This window comes from Pectobacterium sp. 1950-15, from assembly GCF_037136835.1.
Classification (GTDB): domain Bacteria; phylum Pseudomonadota; class Gammaproteobacteria; order Enterobacterales; family Enterobacteriaceae; genus Pectobacterium.
In genome coordinates this window covers 1-18,153 of sequence record NZ_JBBBQR010000013.1, presented here as the reverse complement: position 1 = coordinate 18,153, position 18,153 = coordinate 1, and the positions used below count along the sequence as shown (strand labels likewise).

Annotated in this window: 15 protein-coding genes and 1 pseudogene; 12 read left to right on the top strand and 4 right to left on the bottom strand. The window is 52.2% G+C overall.

Features of this window, described 5'->3' with window-relative positions:
- The first annotated feature begins 183 nt into the window (after positions 1 to 183).
- The 6 genes from ibpA (at position 184) to dcuR (ending at position 7,578) form a co-directional block, all read left to right on the top strand.
- Positions 184 to 597 (top strand): small heat shock chaperone IbpA, encoded by a 414-nt coding sequence (gene ibpA / locus WCT94_RS14880; RefSeq protein ID WP_005976748.1) that lies wholly within the window; start codon positions 184 to 186, stop codon positions 595 to 597.
- Between the two features lie 164 nt (positions 598 to 761).
- The gene (ibpB, locus tag WCT94_RS14875) at positions 762 to 1,211 is read left to right on the top strand and encodes a small heat shock chaperone IbpB (RefSeq protein ID WP_012772780.1); all 450 of its coding nucleotides are present in this window, start codon (positions 762 to 764) and stop codon (positions 1,209 to 1,211) included.
- A gap of 178 nt (positions 1,212 to 1,389) precedes the next feature.
- On the top strand, positions 1,390 to 3,048 hold the full coding sequence (locus WCT94_RS14870; protein ID WP_336870177.1) for a putative transporter: 1,659 nt from the start codon (positions 1,390 to 1,392) through the stop codon (positions 3,046 to 3,048).
- Positions 3,049 to 3,631: 583 nt separating this feature from the next.
- Positions 3,632 to 5,044, top strand: a complete 1,413-nt coding sequence (locus WCT94_RS14865; protein WP_336870175.1) for a DASS family sodium-coupled anion symporter — start codon at positions 3,632 to 3,634, stop codon at positions 5,042 to 5,044.
- 190 nt (positions 5,045 to 5,234) lie between these two features.
- On the top strand, positions 5,235 to 6,863 hold the full coding sequence (locus tag WCT94_RS14860; protein ID WP_336870174.1) for a sensor histidine kinase: 1,629 nt from the start codon (positions 5,235 to 5,237) through the stop codon (positions 6,861 to 6,863).
- Positions 6,856 to 7,578 (top strand): two-component system response regulator DcuR, encoded by a 723-nt coding sequence (dcuR, locus tag WCT94_RS14855; RefSeq protein ID WP_010281107.1) that lies wholly within the window; start codon positions 6,856 to 6,858, stop codon positions 7,576 to 7,578. Before WCT94_RS14860 ends, dcuR begins: the two co-directional genes overlap by 8 nt.
- 117 nt (positions 7,579 to 7,695) lie before the next feature.
- Here dcuR and WCT94_RS14850 read toward each other — a convergent pair whose 3' ends face one another.
- A complete protein-coding gene (locus WCT94_RS14850; protein ID WP_336870173.1) occupies positions 7,696 to 8,100 on the bottom strand; it encodes a MoaF-related domain-containing protein in 405 nt (134 codons plus the stop codon).
- 36 nt (positions 8,101 to 8,136) lie between these two features.
- Positions 8,137 to 8,691: a flavodoxin family protein gene (locus WCT94_RS14845; RefSeq protein ID WP_336870172.1), complete on the bottom strand. Its 555-nt coding sequence runs from the start codon at positions 8,689 to 8,691 to the stop codon at positions 8,137 to 8,139.
- A gap of 104 nt (positions 8,692 to 8,795) precedes the next feature.
- Between WCT94_RS14845 and WCT94_RS14840 the strand changes: the two genes are divergently transcribed.
- Complete coding sequence (locus WCT94_RS14840) at positions 8,796 to 9,194, top strand: winged helix-turn-helix transcriptional regulator (RefSeq protein WP_336870171.1); 399 nt, start codon at positions 8,796 to 8,798, stop codon at positions 9,192 to 9,194.
- Positions 9,195 to 9,231: 37 nt separating this feature from the next.
- Here WCT94_RS14840 and WCT94_RS14835 read toward each other — a convergent pair whose 3' ends face one another.
- Positions 9,232 to 10,575, bottom strand: a complete 1,344-nt coding sequence (locus WCT94_RS14835) for a 2-hydroxycarboxylate transporter family protein (RefSeq protein WP_336870170.1) — start codon at positions 10,573 to 10,575, stop codon at positions 9,232 to 9,234.
- Positions 10,576 to 12,044: 1,469 nt separating this feature from the next.
- On the opposite strand from WCT94_RS14835, the gene dppA reads away from it, so the two are divergent.
- From dppA to dppF, 5 genes are all read left to right on the top strand, one after another.
- Positions 12,045 to 13,652: a dipeptide ABC transporter periplasmic-binding protein DppA gene (gene dppA, locus WCT94_RS14830; RefSeq protein ID WP_336870169.1), complete on the top strand. Its 1,608-nt coding sequence runs from the start codon at positions 12,045 to 12,047 to the stop codon at positions 13,650 to 13,652.
- A gap of 233 nt (positions 13,653 to 13,885) precedes the next feature.
- The gene (dppB, locus tag WCT94_RS14825; protein ID WP_336870168.1) at positions 13,886 to 14,905 is read left to right on the top strand and encodes a dipeptide ABC transporter permease DppB; all 1,020 of its coding nucleotides are present in this window, start codon (positions 13,886 to 13,888) and stop codon (positions 14,903 to 14,905) included.
- 13 nt (positions 14,906 to 14,918) lie between these two features.
- Complete coding sequence (gene dppC, locus WCT94_RS14820; RefSeq protein WP_012772790.1) at positions 14,919 to 15,821, top strand: dipeptide ABC transporter permease DppC; 903 nt, start codon at positions 14,919 to 14,921, stop codon at positions 15,819 to 15,821.
- 13 nt (positions 15,822 to 15,834) lie between these two features.
- Positions 15,835 to 16,815, top strand: coding sequence for a dipeptide ABC transporter ATP-binding protein (dppD, locus tag WCT94_RS14815; RefSeq protein WP_181847320.1), 981 nt, complete (start codon positions 15,835 to 15,837; stop codon positions 16,813 to 16,815).
- A complete protein-coding gene (gene dppF, locus WCT94_RS14810) occupies positions 16,812 to 17,822 on the top strand; it encodes a dipeptide ABC transporter ATP-binding subunit DppF (RefSeq protein ID WP_336710534.1) in 1,011 nt (336 codons plus the stop codon). The genes dppD and dppF overlap by 4 nt, the downstream gene beginning before the upstream one ends.
- Before the next feature lie 69 nt (positions 17,823 to 17,891).
- Here dppF and WCT94_RS14805 read toward each other — a convergent pair.
- Positions 17,892 to 18,153 (bottom strand): annotated as a pseudogene (locus WCT94_RS14805) (RHS repeat-associated core domain-containing protein); the annotation flags it as partial.

The following is an 18,153-nucleotide window of genomic DNA, read 5'->3' as shown; positions in this document are numbered from 1 at the left end:
GAGTGAATATTGCATGAAACACAGTGATTTTTCCTTTTTGCCTCTTGAAAGTCTGAGGGGGGTCACCATATTGATAATAAGCCGGAAGAAAACGATACGCCGTCAGGGTATCCGTTCCGGCTGTGAGCCTGTCCCTAGGGAAGGTAAGAATAAATCCTCGCTGCATGTTTAGGAGGCTGTTTTATGCGTAACCCCGATTTTTCCCCACTGTACCGTTCCGCTATTGGTTTTGATCGCCTGTTCAATCTGTTAGAAACCGGTCAGACCCAGAGTAACGGCGGCTATCCTCCCTACAACGTCGAGCTGGTTGACGAGAACCAATACCGTATCGCGATTGCCGTAGCTGGCTTCGCCGAGCAGGAACTGGACATCACGGCGCACGACAACTTATTGATTGTAAAAGGCGCCCACGCCGGTGAGCAGGTTGCCCGCAACTACCTGTATCAGGGTATTGCCGAGCGTAACTTCGAGCGTAAATTCCAACTGGCCGAACATATTCAGGTGAAAGGCGCCAATCTGGAAAACGGGCTGCTGTACATCGATCTCGAGCGCATCGTGCCGGAAGCGATGAAGCCGCGCCGGATTGAAATCAAGTAAATCAACATTACGTTATTTGCACGAATCGCGCATTGCCTGAAAGGGCAGCGCCATAAATAAGCATATCGTCTGCCGAATGGGGACGACGTCAGCTATGGCATCGTGGCTGGCATAAGGTATGCCCGTATGGGCACTTAATCTCGCTTCTTAGAAGGAGTCATATCATGCGTAACTACGACTTATCACCTTTACTGCGTCAGTGGATCGGTTTCGACAAATTAGCCAGCTCAATGCAAGGCAGCCAGGAACCGATTGATTTTCCTCCGTATAACATCGAGAAGAAAGACGATAACCACTACCGTATCACGCTGGCGCTGGCGGGGTTCCGACAGAGCGATCTGGATATCGAAGTAGAAGGCCCACGCCTGACCGTGAAAGGTTCTCCGGCACCGACCGAGAAAGCCGTGGAATATCTGCATCAGGGGCTGGTGTTTAAGCCTTTCACGCTGAGCTTTACGTTGGCCGAGCATCTGCATGTGTCTGATGCACACTTTGAAAATGGCCTGCTGCATATCGATCTGGTGCGTGACGTGCCGGAAGCCTTGCAGCCGCAGCGCATCGCCATCGGCGGTGGACGCCCGGCATTGAACCAGCAGCCTGCTGAAGATGCGTAATAACGCGACATCCGCGTTATTAACCTGATGATTTCCCGCGCCCGTCTCATTACGGGCGCGGTTTTGTGTTGCCCGCCACGTTTCCTTCCCCGGCATTCTGCCAGAATCAAAATAGACTCGTAATAGAGTGGAACGGCAGTGACATTTCCCAATAAAAACGTCCGCAAAGGATACGGGTATGAGTGATATCGCACTTACCGTGAGTATGCTGGCGCTGGTTGCGGTTCTGGGGTTATGGATCGGCAATTGGCGGATTTATGGCGTCGGTTTAGGGATTGGCGGGGTCCTGTTCGGTGGGATCATCGTCGGGCATGTTGCCCATCAGTACCAGATTCAACTGAATGATGACATGTTGCACGTCATTCAGGAGTTCGGACTGATTCTGTTTGTCTATACCATTGGCATTCAGGTCGGGCCGGGTTTCTTTTCCTCTTTGCGCGTATCTGGCCTGCGCCTCAATGCGTTCGCCCTGCTAACGGTGTTCCTCGGCTGTGTGGTGACCGTCCTGCTACATAAGCTGCTTAATATTCCGTTGCCCATTATCCTCGGTATTTTTTCCGGTGCGGTGACCAATACCCCGTCGCTGGGCGCGGGTCAGCAGATTCTGACCGATCTCGGTTCGAGCACGGCATTGGTTAACCAGATGGGGACGGGCTACGCGATGGCGTATCCGCTGGGGATCTGCGGCATTTTACTGGTGATGTGGCTGATGCGCGTGCTGTTCCGCGTGGCGGTGGAGAACGAGGCGAAGCAGTTTGAAGTCAGCAACGGCCAGCATCATGAACAACTGCACACTATGAATGTGTCGGTGACGAATACCAATCTGCAAGGGTTGGCGATTCAGGATGTGCCGATTCTGAACCGTGACACCATTGTCTGCTCCCGGTTAAAACGCGGCGATGAGCTAATGGTGCCGTCGCCGCAGACGCTCATTCAACTGGGTGACTATCTGCATCTGGTTGGTGCGAAAAACGATCTGGAGCAGGCGCGGCTGGTCATCGGTAATGAAGTGGCGGCATCGCTCTCGACGCGCGGTACGGATCTGCACGTTGAACGCGTGGTGGTGACGAATGAGAAGGTGCTGGGACGCAAGATTCGCGAACTCAATCTGAAGCAAAACTACGATGTTGTGATTTCACGCCTGAACCGTGCGGGCGTCGAGCTGGTTGCCAGCAATCAGGCCAGCCTGCAATTTGGCGATATTTTGAATCTGGTGGGGCGAAAAGCGGCGATCGATGCTGTGGCAGATATCGTGGGGAATGCGCAGCAAAAACTCCAGCAGGTACAGATGCTGCCCGTCTTTATCGGCATTGGGCTAGGCGTATTACTGGGCTCTGTGCCGCTGATGATTCCCGGCTTTCCCGTCGCGCTGCGGCTTGGTCTGGCGGGCGGGCCGCTGGTGGTGGCGCTGGTGTTGGGGCGCATTGGCGGTATCGGTAAGCTTCACTGGTTTATGCCGCCTAGCGCGAACCTGGCGCTGCGCGAGCTCGGCATTGTGCTGTTCCTGTCGGTGGTGGGGCTGAAATCCGGCGGCGATTTCATTGATACGTTATTGAACGGCGACGGCGTGTGGTGGATTGGCTACGGTGCGCTGATTACCATTGCGCCGCTGCTGCTGGTCGGCATACTGGCGCGAGCGCTGGGTAAGATGAACTATCTGACGCTGTGCGGCATGCTGGCGGGCTCTATGACCGATCCGCCTGCGTTGGCGTTTGCCAATGGACTACACCCGACCAGCGGTGCAGCGGCGTTGTCTTATGCGACGGTTTATCCGCTGGCGATGTTTCTGCGAATTATGTCACCGCAGCTATTAGCCGTGTTGTTCCTGGCGCTCTAAATGTTATCAGCTGGATAAAAAATAATATTTTTTCGCCGGAAAATGGCCATTTATTTTTTTATTTATGAAGAGGGGAGTACCTGAGTAAATAAATAAGGAATAGATAACTGACTGTCTGGGAACGAATTATATTACCACTATTAGGTATAAGGTTTTTTTATCATTTCCTTGTCGTTAATTTCGTTAATTTTATGTTCTATAAATGTCAATTATTATTGAATTTAAACGATTTTTTATCGGGAAATTAAAACCGTGATAGTTTCTTAAATAAATTAATGAACCCCTTTATTAACTAAAGTTACGCTATTTTGATGACGCATTATAATACTATCTCTTCATTAATCACTTGATTTGATTAGACGAGAGAAGCACCCTGAATCCTTGTTTTCTCGTCTTTTTTTTCCGCAGATGATTCCTGTTGCGTTGTTTTCAGCAGGGTGACGAAGGAAGAATAACGAAATACCCACTCCTCCGCACGGGACATCCGTCGTGAATATCTCCTGAATAATTCGAGAGCAGCACAAATTCGGCTCGAAGTACGACGGGGAATACAGAATCCGTTTTAATGAAGAGTGGTGTTCTTATGTCTGCGAATAACAGCAGGTTAATAAAGCTTCTAATTATCCTTTGTATTGCCGGTGGCTTATGGTTATTGCCGGTTCCTGATGGGGTTAAACCCGATGCCTGGCACCTGATGGCGATTTTCATTGCCACCGTTGTCGGTCTGATTCTCTCTCCTTACCCGCTTGGCGCGATGGCGATGTTCAGCCTGACCTCGGTCGCCATATTGGGGTTATTGTCCATTAAAGATGTGCTGGCGGGCTTTAGCGATCCCACCATTTGGATGATCGCCTGCGCCTTCTTTATCTCTCGCGGCTTTATCAAAACCGGCTTCGGTCGGCGTATTGGTCTGCTGTTCATCAGCAAGCTGGGGAACAGTTCTCTCGGTCTGGCGTATGGTCTGGTCTTTACCGACCTGCTGTTTGCCCCGGCCATGCCTTCCACGTCTGCACGCTGCGGCGGGATTATCACACCGCTGTTCCGGTCGATTGCTGAGGCCTATGATTCCACACCGGAAAAAGGCACGCAGCGCCGCATTGGTGCGTTCCTGGTGCAGTCTATTTTCCAATGTAACGCCGTAACCTCCGCGATGTTCATGACCTCCATGGCGGGCAACCCGATGGTGGCGAAGCTGGCTTCTCAGTTTGGTATTCACATCAGTTGGACGGACTGGGCGCTGGCGACACTGCTGCCGGGCTTCCTGTCATTGGCGCTGATTCCTTACCTGATCTACCGTTTCTATCCGCCTGAACTGAAGAAAACCTCAGAAATGCGTGCGATCGCCGTCGAAAGACTGCGTGAAATGGGCAAAATGACCCGCGACGAGTGGGTGGTGCTGGGCGTGTTCCTGGGGTTGGTGATCTTCTGGGTGCTGGGCTCCACGCTGAATATCGATGCGACCCTGACCGCACTGGCTGGCCTGAGTGTGCTGTTGCTCAGCCGTGCGCTGAGCTGGGACGACGTGGTGGGTGAGAAAGAAGCCTGGCACACCGTGGTGTGGTTTGCCGTGCTGATGACACTGGCGGGTCAGCTCAACAAAATGGGCCTGATTGCCTGGCTGGGTGGTCTGGCTGGCAGCGCGGTGAGTGGCATGCACTGGCTGCCGATGCTGGGTCTGCTGCTGTTGGTTTACTACTACAGCCACTATCTGATGGCGAGTGCTATCGCCCATATCAGCGCCATGTATGCGATTTTCGTCTCTATCGCGCTGGCTGCCGGTGCGCCGCCGATGCTGACCGTGCTGGTGTTCGGTATCTTCAGTAACCTGTTTATGTCTACGACGCACTACTCCAGCGGCCCGGCTCCTATTCTGTTCGGTACAGGCTACATGCCGCTGGGAACCTGGTGGAAGATCGGTTTCTCCATCAGTCTGGTCATCATCCCTATCTGGCTGGGTGTTGGCAGCATGTGGTGGAAACTGCTCGGCTTCTGGTAAGCGCAGGTACTACTGGCTTTCCTGATGCGGGACATGCCTGAGGCGAAAAATGTACCGCAATACGTTAAGCCTGATTCCTTTCTTCACGCCTACGCCCTGTCCCTGTGACGGGGCGTATGCATCACGGCACGCGAAACGCGACGAAACAGTATAAGATAACGGTGTGATGATGTTTGTTTCGGAGAGTGACATGGGCAAGAAAAAGGCACCGCTAAAGCTGGGAACATCGGTGTTTCTGATGGTGTCAGTTGTGCTTGGCGCGGTGTTGCTGGTGGTCTATTCCTTGCTGTTTTTTCGCATTAATCAGCTATCAGAAGATCATCTGCGAGAAAAAGCCTTTGCCATTGCTCGCACATTTGCCGCCTCTCCCGTCGTCATTGATGAACTGAAAGGGATTGGCCGACCTGAAGAAGTGCAGATCGCGGCGGAGACGATTCGCCTGCGCAATCAACTGCTTTTCGTCACGGTGACTGACATGGATACGGTGCGCCATAGTCATCCTGAGCCGGAAAGAATTGGCGAGCATTTTGCCGGTCGGGATATCTACCCGGCGCTGCTGGGTATGGAAAATACCGCCATTAATCGGGGAACGCTCGATCCTGCGCTGCGGGTCTTTACGCCGGTTTTCGACAGCAACCATAAGCAGGTTGGCGTCGTCGCGCTGGGGATTGCCTTAACCAGCGTACAGAAGGTGATTAGCGATAACCGCTGGATGATCCCCTGGACGCTGCTGGCGGGGGCGCTGGTCGGCTGGCTCGGCACGTTGATTCTGGTGAAGGTGCTCAAGCGCATTATGCTGGGATTCGAGCCGTTTGAGATCTCGAATCTGTTTGAACAGCGCAACGCGATGCTCAAACACATCAAAGAAGGCGTTATCGCGGTCGACCAGAATGGGCGAATTACGGTAATTAATGATGAGGCGCGACGGCTGTTCCGGCAGAATAAGCCACAGGGCAGCGAAACGCCATCGTTGAAGCCAGCCGAACGCGTCAGCGAACAGTGGCTTGAGCATCTGCACCTGAAACAGGTGCTGGAGAGCGGCACGCCACGGCGTGATGAAGAGATTAACTTTAACGGCCACCTGCTGCTGACTAACACCGTTCCGGTTTTTGTGAAGGGCGATATTATCGGCGCAATTGCGACATTCCGTGATAAAACGGAAATCAGCCAGCTGCTGCAACGGTTGAGTGGGATGTCCTACTATGCGGATGCGCTGCGGGCGCAGTCGCACGAGTTTATGAACAAGCTGCACGTCATTCTGGGGATGCTGCACTTAAAGTATTACTCGCAGCTGGAAGATTATATCCTGAAGACGGCCAATAATTATCAGGCGGAAATTGGTTCGATTATTCGTAAAGTGAAATCGCCAGTGATTGCCGGCTTCCTGTTGGGTAAAATCAACCGCGCGCGCGATCTTGGCATTACGCTCTCCATCAGTGAGGAGAGTCTGCTGCCAGATACCGATGATGTCGATGCCACCAATGAATTGATTACCGTATTGGGTAATCTGATTGAGAATGCGATGGACGCGATTGATGGGCAGGAAAACTGCGAAATCAGCGTGAGTTTCCATCATCAAAATGGCCGCCTTCACTGTACTGTGGGGGATGACGGCCCCGGCATTTCGCCGGAGAGTCAGGCGCGCATTTATGAACAGGGATTCTCTACCAAAGGCAGCGGGCGCGGTATCGGCCTGTACCTGACCAAACAGAGTCTGGAGAAGATTGGCGGCACTATCGAGTTTGAATCAGAACCTGAGGTGTACACCCAGTTTTTCGTTACTATTCCTTATCAAGCAAGGCTGTTTGACCATGATTAATGTACTGATTGTTGATGACGATGCCATGGTTGCAGAGCTTAACAAATCTTATCTGAACCAGGTTTCTGGATTTAGCTGCTATGCGACCGTCCCCACGTTGCAGCAGGCGCGGAACCTGCTGATGCAACCTGACTCGGAAATCGATTTGGTACTGCTGGACATTTATATGCAGCAGGATAATGGACTGGATCTGCTGCCGACTATCCGTGAATTCAGTGAAAAGACGGACGTCATCATCATCTCTTCTGCCAGCGATGTGTATACCATCAAAAAAGCGCTGCACTACGGTGTTGTGGACTATCTGATTAAGCCGTTCCAGTTCTCGCGTTTTGAACAGGCGCTGACCGCCTATCGCGAAGAGGCGAATTTGTTCAAGCACCGCGATTTTGTTGGGCAGTCGGATATTGATAACCTGATTCGCCGTACCAGCAGTAGCACGGTCAGCGAACGTAAGAAGTTACCGAAAGGGCTAACCAGCCTGACGCTGCGTACCGTCTGCGAGTGGATTGAGGGCAATCAGGGTATTGAGTTCTCTACCGAAATGCTGGCGAATGCGATTGGCATTTCCCGCGTATCCTGCCGTAAATACCTGATCTACTTGTCTGACACCGGCATCCTGACCACCAACATCCTGTACGGCTCGACCGGTCGACCGGTTTATCTGTATCGCCTGTTGCCGGAAAAGCAGGACTCGCTGCGCCAATACTGTGAATAAAAAGCTGTGAATAAAAAGCAGTGAATAAAAAGCGGTGAAGAAGACTAGCAGAAACAGAGACGAGGCGGGAGCGATCCCGCCTCGTGCTATTTGTACCGATACTAAAACGGTAAACGCTTACTTGATCTCGATCAGCGTACCCTGACGGCGAGAAATGGAGCCATCCGGTAACACGATGTTGGTATAAGAGACACCGTTTTTGAAGTCGTCGACGTGAACCACGTGTTGTCCTGCACGGCGTGACCAGTAGATCATATACACCCCATCACCGACCTTCGTGGTTGTGATTGCAACATCGGCCTTGTTTTTTCCATCGGGAGACGTGAACGTCATTTCAGCCGGTGATTTGAAATCCAGACGGAATTTCTGATCGCCGAAATCGACGTTATAGGACTTGCCGGTAGCGATGAATTCCGACGCGGTTGCCAGTGGAACGGCATGAGGATCGGTCTCTTGCGCCGAAACCGTTGCGCTAGTGACCAGCAGCCCGCTCAGCAATAAAACAGAAAGTGCTTTTTTCATGTTTGGTGATGCCTTTGGTGAGGTTAGTGTTCGTAATTAGTTTTTGAAACGGCGTGCAATGTCTGCAACACGTTTGCCGTAGTGTCTTGCGGTATCCAGATCGCCGGAGGGGATCGCTTCTGCGCCTGCATCCGATGGGGATTGCGCAAGAAGGCCGACGGAGCCACCGAGGTTGTTGATATCGCTTCGCGTCGCGGTAAGGGTATTCGATGGGGCAAGCCCCAGACTGACCCAAATCCCCCCGTGCTGAGAGGCAAGGGTTTGCAGGTAAATCAACGTAACTTGCTTATCGCCATTCAGGCTGGCGCTATTGGTGAAACCGCCAAAAATTTTGTCCTGCCATGCGCGTGTAAACCACGCTTTGGAAGTCGCGTCGGCAAATTTTTTGAATTGCCAGGGAACGGAACCCATGTAAGTTGGCGCGCCGAAAATAATGGCATCTGCCGTATTCAGCGTTTCCCATCCCTGTTCATCGACATGGCCATCGGCATCAATCGCAATGAGTACCGCATCAGCGCCTTTGGCAACGTCTTCCGCGATACGCCGGGTATGCCCGTATCCAGAGAAGTAAACAACGGCAATGTTCGTCATGGTGTTTCCTTATTCAGGTTAGGAGTTAACGGCAATAAGGTATATATTAGAAACCAACATAACAAGAAGTTACCTTAAATCTACTAAGTTTACTCGGGTATACCATGACCAAAAATTCAGCGACTGAGAGGAAGGAAACTGAGGCAGACGAGCAGCGTTATAACGTCTATTTACAAGGCTGTCCGGCGAGAATGGTGCTTGAACGTTTGGCGGATAAATGGGCGTTGCTGATAGTCGGTTTGCTGAGAACAGGGCCGCTGAGATTTAACCAATTGCGGCGGGAAATTGAAGGGGTATCGCAGAAAGCGCTGAGCCAAACGCTGAAGAAACTGGAGCGGGACGGTCTGCTTTCCCGAAAGGCATTCCCGACGGTGCCAGTTACGGTGGAATATGCGCTGACCCCGTTGGGTAAAACGTTATCGGAAGCCGTTGAACCGCTGGCCAGGTGGGCCGAGAAAAATATCGAAGACGTTTTATTGGCGCAGTCACACTATGATCAATAAGGTTTCCCCCTGATTGGGGGAAACCGTGATACTGAGATTAAGCAAACCAGCCCAGCAGCAGCGTTGCGGCGATGACGGTAGACGCGCCGCCAATACGGGTGGCGATCTGGGCGAACGGCATCAGAGACATGCGGTTAGAGGCGGACAGAATCGCCACGTCGCCTGTACCACCCAGCCCGCTGTGGCATGTGGTCACGATAGAAGCCTCAATCGGGTACATGTTCAGGTAAGGCGCAATCAGGAAGCTCACCAGCGCCATAGACAGCACCACAGAACCGCAGACGATGACGTAGCCGACAGAGAAGACCGCGACGACGCTCTCTAGTGGGATATACAGCATGCCAAGCCCGATCATCAGCGGCCATACCAGAGAACTGGATACGAATTTGTAAACGCTGTGCGCGCCGGTTTCCATAATGGAAGGAATCACGCGTCCGTATTTACAGAAGACAGCGATCAGAATCATCAGCACTGGGCCAGGGATGTGTACCAGTTTCTCAAACAGGCCACCGACGATGAAGAAGGCGCAAATCATCAGCAATCCGCCGCCCATCAGATGAAAATCGACCGGTTTTGGTGCTTCATTGACGGCAAACATCGCGTTGTCTTCATCGCTGCGAACCAGACGGCCTTCGCCATTCAGATCCTTGCGGCGCATACCCAGACGAGACAGCACACCGGCACATAGAATCGCGAAGATGTTACCGACGACGGCAGCAGGCGCTAACTGAGCCACATACACATCTGGGGTTTGTCCCAGAATGGCAGAGTAGGCGAGAGATAATGGCAGGATGCCTTCACCAATCCCGCCGCCGATGATTGGCACGATAATGAAGAAGAAGGTGTGATAGAAGCTATAGCCGCACAGTTTACCAACCAGCAAACCGGTTGCCAGTGCTGTTGCTGTGCCGATGACCAACGGGACGAACATGCGCACCATTCCCTGAATCAGGATCTTGCGGTTCATGCCCAAGATACTGCCGACCACCAGACAGGCGATGACGAAATACAGGAAGTTCGCCTCTTTCATCAACAGATGGACGGTTTTCATGGTGTTGTCATTAAACAGATTAAAGTACACCATCACGGAAGGTACCATCAGGCACAGAATCGCCGGGCCACCAATATCTTTGAATACGGGAATGTTGCTGCCAATATGCGCCAGTAAAAATCCCATGGTCATGATGACGGCGAAACCGCCGATCATGTTTTTAGGCAGGTATCCCTCGTAGGCCGCGATGGCAACAATAGCGGCAATCGCCATAAAAAGTGCAACAGGAACGGAGCCGATTTTCTTTTTAAAAAAGCCCCCGAGAAACGATGCCTGTGTTTCCAGAGAGAGATCGTTCTCACATAGAATATCAGTTTCAATTTTTTTCATTATATTCACCCTGCTAGGACAGTTGGTACAGAAAGAAATTACATGCCTGCCGCGTAATGTCGTTGCGATATTGATAGTGCATCGTTATCGACGTTTTGGTCGTCGATATGTGTATGTTTATCGAACGTTATTAATGCCAATAGCGGCGGGATGTTTATTATCAGAATGCAGAAAAATACGTTTTTTTGTTTTTTATCAGTTAGTAACAAAAAGATAAGAAATAGTGGATATTATTTAACAATGAATCTTGTTGGAGGGTAATCTAGCATGAGGGAATGTTAAAAATAATACGTTAATTGCGTATTTGTGAACTTATCAGCAACTCCATTTTAAATAACTTATATTGTTTTTTTGTAATTAAAATAATTTATTGGGTGCGTCGGGGGAATTAAAAGAAGGGAGTGAGGTAACTCACAGAGTGAAAATACCACTTTATGGGAATAAGTAAATAGCGCACTTTCATTTTAGTGAAAATATTTATTTAACTAAAATAGCCAGTTAATTATTGAGCAATATCATTGTCTCGCTGGTCGTCACCCTGACGATGCTACTGCGAACAGAATGCGTCTTCAGCCCTGCATCAGTTGCCTTTTTATCTATGCTTTATCTAACGGATGTCTTCAGCAATGGATCTCTGGTAACGGCTATCCCACAGGTAAACCACGCTGGAGAAGGCTAGTTAGAGGAGGGGAAAAAGGTGCTTCTTCTGTCGCGCAGAGTTTTTTTCTGTAGCGTAGATAGTCATTTGTCTACTTATGGCACCGTGGAAAATATCAGAATTTCTTATTATCCATCAGGATTTTCACCTGCTGTTAACGTTTTTAACAAAAAATAGTGCTCAAATCTTGGACATGTAAGACCAGATGACTATAGTTTTTTTAATGGTGATAATTTCTTTATGTCCGCAATGTATCGGTTTTTATCGCTGTTTTTTAATAAAAAGGCAAAATATCCACCTTTTGTAAGGTGATGAGCTTGTATTTTCTCTTTTAAGAAAATGTAAGGAAATTTTGTAAATCCTTACTGCTTATATTGACGTCACCGCCATCTGTTGAGAAATTGAGGGCGTCATAGGGATATAAGGAGGAAAGCAACGGCTTGTCTGAATGATTCTACGTCTTCATCCAGCATCCGTGAGCGGGTTGTGGCGCGTCGAGGTATAGGTTGTAGTTATTATGACTATATCTAACAGTGTGCGACTATCGGTTGTGGCAATCACCATTCCTCTCCCCATTATTTTGATTTTGCCTTCGGGCGACAGGGTACAGACCGCAGCACATAAAAATACAGGTCTGGCCAACCATACCTCATTCATTTCGAGATGCAGGACAGGACATCAGCGTTGTTAACATCTGTGTTTTAGCAATCACGCTTTTAACGATTGTGTTTTTAACAACAGTATTAACGCGTATGCAGCTTGGATTTGGGCGGGTATAGCACACAACATCATCCACAATGGAGCATAAGTAATGGAAAAGTCCCTGGTTAAATCAAGGGTGTTGAAGTTCGGTCTTGGCTTGCTCGCCATGTCCGTCGCTGCAGGCGTTCAGGCAAAAACGCTGGTCTACTGCTCAGAGGGCTCCCCGGAAGGTTTTAACCCACAGCTGTTCACATCAGGTACGACGTTTGATGCCAGCTCTATTCCTATTTATAACCGTCTGGTGGAGTTTAAAGACGGCACCACGGACACCGGTCCGGGTCTGGCTGAAAAATGGGATATTAGCGAAGACGGCAAAACCTACACTTTCCATCTGCGCAAAGGCGTGAAATGGCAAGACAGCAAGGATTTCAAACCTTCTCGTGAATTCAATGCTGATGACGTGATTTTCTCCTTCATGCGTCAGCAGGATGCCAACCATCCGTACCACAAAGTATCTGGCGGCAGCTACGAATACTATCAGGGTATGGGTATGCCGGAGCTGGTCAGCAAAATCGAAAAAGTTGACGACTACACCGTCCGCTTTGTGCTGAACCGCCCAGAAGCGCCGTTCCTGGCAAACCTGGCGATGGACTTTGCTTCCATCCTGTCAGCGGAATACGCGGATAAGATGCTGAAAGCCGGTACGCCGGAGAAAATTGACCTGAACCCAATCGGTACGGGCCCGTTCCAGCTACAGCAGTATCAGAAAGATTCCCGCATTCTGTACAAAGCCTTTGAAGGCTTCTGGGGTACTAAGCCGGGCGTTGACCGTCTGGTCTTCTCCATCACGCCAGATGCGTCTGTACGTTACGCCAAGCTGCAAAAAGATGAATGCCAGATCATGCCGTATCCAAACCCGGCCGATCTCGCGAAGATGAAAGAAGATAAGAACATCACGTTGATGGAACAGCCTGGACTGAACGTTGGCTATCTGGCTTACAACGTTGAGAAAAAACCGCTGGATAACGTCAAGATTCGCCAGGCGCTGAACTATGCGGTAAACAAGTCTGCCATTATCGAAGCGGTCTATCAGGGGGCCGGCCAGGCAGCAACCAACCTGATTCCGCCGACCATGTGGGGCTACAACAACGACGTTAAAGACTACAGCTACGATCCTGAGAAAGCGAAAGCGCTGCTGAAAGAAGCGGGTATGGCTGACGGCTTCTCTATCGACCTGTGGGCCATGCCGGTACAGCGTCCGTACAACCCGAACGCGCGTCGTATGGCGGAAATGATTCAGTCCGACTGGGCGAAAGTGGGCGTGAAAGCCAAGATCGTCACCTACGAGTGGGGCGAGTATCTGAAGCGTGCGAAAGACGGCGAGCACCAGACCGTGCTGATGGGCTGGACAGGCGACAATGGGGATCCAGATAACTTCTTCGCGACCCTGTTCAGCTGCGATGCAGCTAAAAATGGCTCCAACTACTCCAAGTGGTGCTACAAGCCGTTTGAAGATTTGATCCAACCAGCGCGCGCCGTTTCCGATCACGAAAAACGTATTGAACTGTACAAGCAGGCACAGGTTGTGATGCACGATCAGGCTCCGGCGCTGATTGTCGCGCACTCTACCGTGTACGAACCTGTACGTAAAAACGTGAAAGGTTATGTGGTTCAGCCGCGTGGTGTGCATAGCTTCAACAACGTGACGTTGGATTAAGTCAGCCGCTCGATTTTCACGGACACTAAAAACCCCGACCTTGCGGTTTCTCGTTAGAGGAATCGTGGAGGCGGGGTTTCTTGCCCGTTAAAGTCTTATGGCGGGCTTCCCTGTCCGCCACACAGCGGGCCGTCGCACACGACGTTAAAATCGCATCTGGCGATTTTTTATCTGTGAGCAATGATAAGCCTGATGGCCAATGAGCCAACGGGCATGAATAGAGAGTTCGGGATATGTTGCAGTTCATACTCCGGCGTTTGGGGTTAGTTATCCCAACGTTTATTGGTATCACCCTGTTGACCTTCGCATTCGTGCACATGATTCCGGGCGACCCGGTGATGATCATGGCGGGGGAACGGGGTATCTCCGCCGAGCGCCATGCGCAATTGCTGGCTGAAATGGGGCTGGATAAGCCGCTTTGGCAGCAATACCTCCACTATATTGGCGGTGTGATGCAGGGCGATCTGGGGATCTCCCTCAAGAGTCGTATCCCTGTGTGGGAAGAATTTGTGCCTCGCTTCAAAGCGACGCTGGAACTGGGTATCTGCGCGATGATGTTTGCTATCGCAGTGGGGATTCCGGTTGGTGTGCTGGCTGCGGTTAAACGCGGTTCCATTTTCGATCATACGTCTGTTGGCCTGGCGCTGACGGGTTACTCCATGCCTATCTTCTGGTGGGGCATGATGCTGATCATGCTGGTTTCCGTCCAGCTCAACCTGACGCCCGTTTCGGGGCGCATTAGCGACACGATTTTCCTCGATGACAGCATGCCGCTGACTGGCTTTATGCTGATCGATACCCTGTTCTGGGGTGAGAAAGGCGACTTTATCGACGCGGTTGAACACATGATTCTGCCTGCCATCGTGCTGGGTACCATTCCACTGGCGGTGATTGTGCGTATGACGCGCTCCGCGATGCTGGAAGTGCTGGGCGAGGACTACATTCGTACTGCTCGCGCCAAAGGGCTGAGCCGCCTGCGCGTGATTGTGGTGCACGCGTTGCGTAATGCGATGCTGCCGGTAGTGACGGTGATTGGCCTGCAGGTCGGCACTATGCTAGCCGGAGCAATCCTGACGGAAACCATTTTCTCCTGGCCGGGACTGGGACGGTGGTTGATCGATGCGTTGCAGCGTCGTGACTATCCGGTAGTTCAGGGCGGGGTGTTGCTGGTAGCAACCATGATCATTCTGGTTAACCTGCTGGTGGATGTGCTCTACGGTGTGGTTAACCCACGCATCCGTCACAAGAAATAAGGGGAAGGCTAAGATGACACAAGTCACTGAACCTGTTGTAAATAGCGCACCGAAGCCGATGACCCCGCTACAGGAATTCTGGCACTATTTTAAACGTAACAAAGGGGCGGTTGTTGGCATGGTGTACGTCGTGCTGATGCTGGTGATCGCCATTGGCGCCAACGTACTGGCACCACATGCGCCCGCAGAGCAGTTCCGCGATGCGCTGCTGCGTCCGCCGGTCTGGCAAGAGGGCGGAAGCTGGCAGTTTATTCTGGGAACGGACGATGTTGGGCGCGATGTCCTGTCCCGTCTGATGTATGGCGCACGCCTGTCGCTGCTGGTCGGCTGTCTGGTGGTGGCGCTGTCGCTGGTGCTGGGCGTGATCTTTGGGCTGCTGGCTGGGTATTTCGGCGGTGTGGTTGATGCGCTCATCATGCGTATCGTCGATATCATGCTGGCGCTGCCAAGCCTGCTGCTGGCGCTGGTGCTGGTGGCCGTTTTCGGGCCTTCGATTGTGAACGCCTCGCTGGCGCTGACCTTCGTGGCATTACCGCACTACGTCCGTTTGACCCGTGCGGCGGTGCTGGTGGAAGTTAACCGCGATTACGTCACGGCTTCACGCGTGGCGGGAGCCGGTTCGGCGCGTCAGATGTTCGTCAACATTCTTCCTAACTGTCTGGCGCCGCTGATTGTGCAGGCGTCTCTCGGTTTCTCTAACGCCATTCTTGATATGGCTGCTTTGGGTTTCCTCGGTATGGGCGCACAGCCGCCAACGCCAGAATGGGGCACCATGCTGTCGGACGTTTTGCAGTTTGCGCAAAGCGCCTGGTGGGTGGTGACATTCCCCGGTCTGGCAATCTTACTGACGGTATTGGCGTTTAACCTGATGGGGGACGGCTTGCGTGATGCTCTCGACCCCAAACTCAAGCAGTAACAGAGGTAGAGAGATGGCGTTGCTCAATGTAGATAAACTGTCGGTTCACTTTGGTGACGAGGATCTGCCGTTTCGGGCGGTCGATCGCATCAGTTATCAGGTGGAAGAAGGGCAGGTGGTCGGTATTGTCGGGGAATCCGGCTCCGGTAAATCCGTCAGCTCGCTGGCGATAATGGGGCTGATTGACTACCCCGGTAAAGTGATGGCCGACAAGCTGGAATTTAACCAGCGTGATTTAAAGCAAATTTCTGAGAAAGAACGGCGTAATCTGGTGGGCTCGGAGGTCGCGATGATCTTCCAGGACCCGATGACCAGCCTGAACCCGTGCTACACCGTGGGCTACCAGATCATGGAAGCCATCAAGGTGCATCAGGGTGGTAACCGCAAAACCCGTCGTCAGCGGGCGATTGACCTGCTGACGCTGGTTGGGATTCCCGATCCGGCTTCGCGTCTCGATGTGTATCCGCATCAGCTTTCCGGCGGGATGAGCCAGCGCGTGATGATTGCGATGGCGATTGCCTGCCGGCCGAAGCTGCTGATTGCCGATGAGCCAACGACGGCGTTGGACGTGACTATTCAGGCGCAGATCATTGAACTGCTGCTCGAACTGCAACAGCGCGAGAACATGGCGCTGATCCTGATTACGCACGATTTGGCGCTGGTGGCTGAAGCGGCACACCACATCATCGTGATGTATGCCGGTCAGGTGGTGGAATCAGGCAAAGCGGCGGATATTTTCAGCGCGCCGCGTCATCCGTATACCCAGGCATTACTGCGTGCGCTGCCGGAGTTTGCGGCGGACAAATCCCGACTGGCATCGCTGCCGGGCGTGGTGCCGGGCAAATACGATCGCCCGAACGGCTGTCTGTTAAACCCACGCTGCCCCTATGCGCAGGACCGTTGCCGTCAGGAAGAACCTGCACTGCGCGATATTCCTGGTCGTCAGGTGAAATGTCATACACCGCTGGATGATGCGGGGAGACCGACCCTATGAGTGAACTGAACGCCACATCGCAGCCGTATTTACTGCATGCGATTGATTTGAAAAAACACTACCCGGTGAAGAAAGGCTTTTTCGCACCGGAGCGGATGGTGAAAGCGCTGGACGGCGTTTCCTTTACGCTGGAGCGCGGTAAAACGCTGGCGGTGGTGGGAGAGTCTGGCTGTGGGAAATCCACGCTGGGCCGTCTGCTGACGATGATCGAAACCCCGTCTGACGGTGAGCTGTACTATCAGGGACAGGATCTGCTGAAACCCGATCCTGAAGCGCAGAAACTGCGTCGACAGAAGATCCAGATCGTGTTCCAGAATCCTTACGGATCGCTGAACCCACGTAAGAAAGTCGGACAGATCCTCGAAGAACCGCTGCTGATCAACACGGAACTGTCAAAAGCCGAACGTCGTGAAAAAGCGCTGGCAATGATGGCGAAAGTCGGGCTGAAAACGGAACATTATGACCGCTATCCGCATATGTTCTCTGGCGGCCAGCGTCAGCGTATTGCTATCGCTCGTGGGCTGATGTTGGACCCGGACGTGGTGATTGCCGATGAACCGGTTTCGGCGTTGGACGTATCGGTGCGCGCACAGGTGCTGAACCTGATGATGGATTTGCAGCAGGACTTGGGGCTGTCTTACGTCTTCATTTCGCACGATCTGTCAGTCGTCGAGCATATCGCTGATGAAGTGATGGTGATGTATTTGGGTCGCTGTGTCGAGAAGGGCAGTAAAGATGCCATTTTCAACAATCCGCGGCACCCTTATACACAGGCGTTACTGTCCGCGACGCCGCGTCTGAATCCGGATTTACGCCGCGAGCGCATTAAGCTGACTGGCGAGTTGCCCAGCCCGCTGAATCCACCGCCGGGCTGCGCGTTCAATGCGCGCTGCCAGCGCTGCTTCAGCACTTGCACGCAGTTCCAACCGCAGTTGAAAACCTACGGCGAACAGCAGGTCGCTTGCTTCGCTGTCGATCAGGACGAACAGGGCACCGCCGTCGCCTAGTTTGCCTTCGATGTTCCCACGCTGCTTTACCGGGGCGTGGGACATCGAGTGTATGCTTATTGCATTGGTATTCGGCGCATACTGATAGAGGTTAATTCCGCCCGCCAGCCCAATCGGGTCTTGCGTGGTGAATCGGCCTACAGTGGGATCAGAGTAGCGGAACAGGTTGTAGTGCAAACCGGTTTCTTCATCCGCGTATTGTCCGGCGTAGCGTAACGGCTGGGATTCCACCGGGTTGCCGTGGCGCAGCCCTTCGCTGTCCTGCGTTTGTCCGTTGACTGCACCGAAGCTGCCGTAGTCTCCGCTCCAGCGGACCGAGCCGTGCGCATCT

Coding starts and splice junctions, on each gene's coding strand:
- dppF (WP_336710534.1), top strand. CDS start 16,812: ATGAGTGAACTGAACGCCACATCGCAGCCGTATTTACTGCATGCGATT.
- dppD (WP_181847320.1), top strand. CDS start 15,835: ATGGCGTTGCTCAATGTAGATAAACTGTCGGTTCACTTTGGTGACGAG.
- WCT94_RS14865 (WP_336870175.1), top strand. CDS start 3,632: ATGTCTGCGAATAACAGCAGGTTAATAAAGCTTCTAATTATCCTTTGT.
- WCT94_RS14870 (WP_336870177.1), top strand. CDS start 1,390: ATGAGTGATATCGCACTTACCGTGAGTATGCTGGCGCTGGTTGCGGTT.
- dcuR (WP_010281107.1), top strand. CDS start 6,856: ATGATTAATGTACTGATTGTTGATGACGATGCCATGGTTGCAGAGCTT.
- WCT94_RS14860 (WP_336870174.1), top strand. CDS start 5,235: ATGGGCAAGAAAAAGGCACCGCTAAAGCTGGGAACATCGGTGTTTCTG.
- dppC (WP_012772790.1), top strand. CDS start 14,919: ATGACACAAGTCACTGAACCTGTTGTAAATAGCGCACCGAAGCCGATG.
- WCT94_RS14840 (WP_336870171.1), top strand. CDS start 8,796: ATGACCAAAAATTCAGCGACTGAGAGGAAGGAAACTGAGGCAGACGAG.
- ibpA (WP_005976748.1), top strand. CDS start 184: ATGCGTAACCCCGATTTTTCCCCACTGTACCGTTCCGCTATTGGTTTT.
- ibpB (WP_012772780.1), top strand. CDS start 762: ATGCGTAACTACGACTTATCACCTTTACTGCGTCAGTGGATCGGTTTC.
- WCT94_RS14845 (WP_336870172.1), bottom strand. CDS start 8,691: ATGACGAACATTGCCGTTGTTTACTTCTCTGGATACGGGCATACCCGG.
- WCT94_RS14835 (WP_336870170.1), bottom strand. CDS start 10,575: ATGAAAAAAATTGAAACTGATATTCTATGTGAGAACGATCTCTCTCTG.
- WCT94_RS14850 (WP_336870173.1), bottom strand. CDS start 8,100: ATGAAAAAAGCACTTTCTGTTTTATTGCTGAGCGGGCTGCTGGTCACT.
- dppA (WP_336870169.1), top strand. CDS start 12,045: ATGGAAAAGTCCCTGGTTAAATCAAGGGTGTTGAAGTTCGGTCTTGGC.
- dppB (WP_336870168.1), top strand. CDS start 13,886: ATGTTGCAGTTCATACTCCGGCGTTTGGGGTTAGTTATCCCAACGTTT.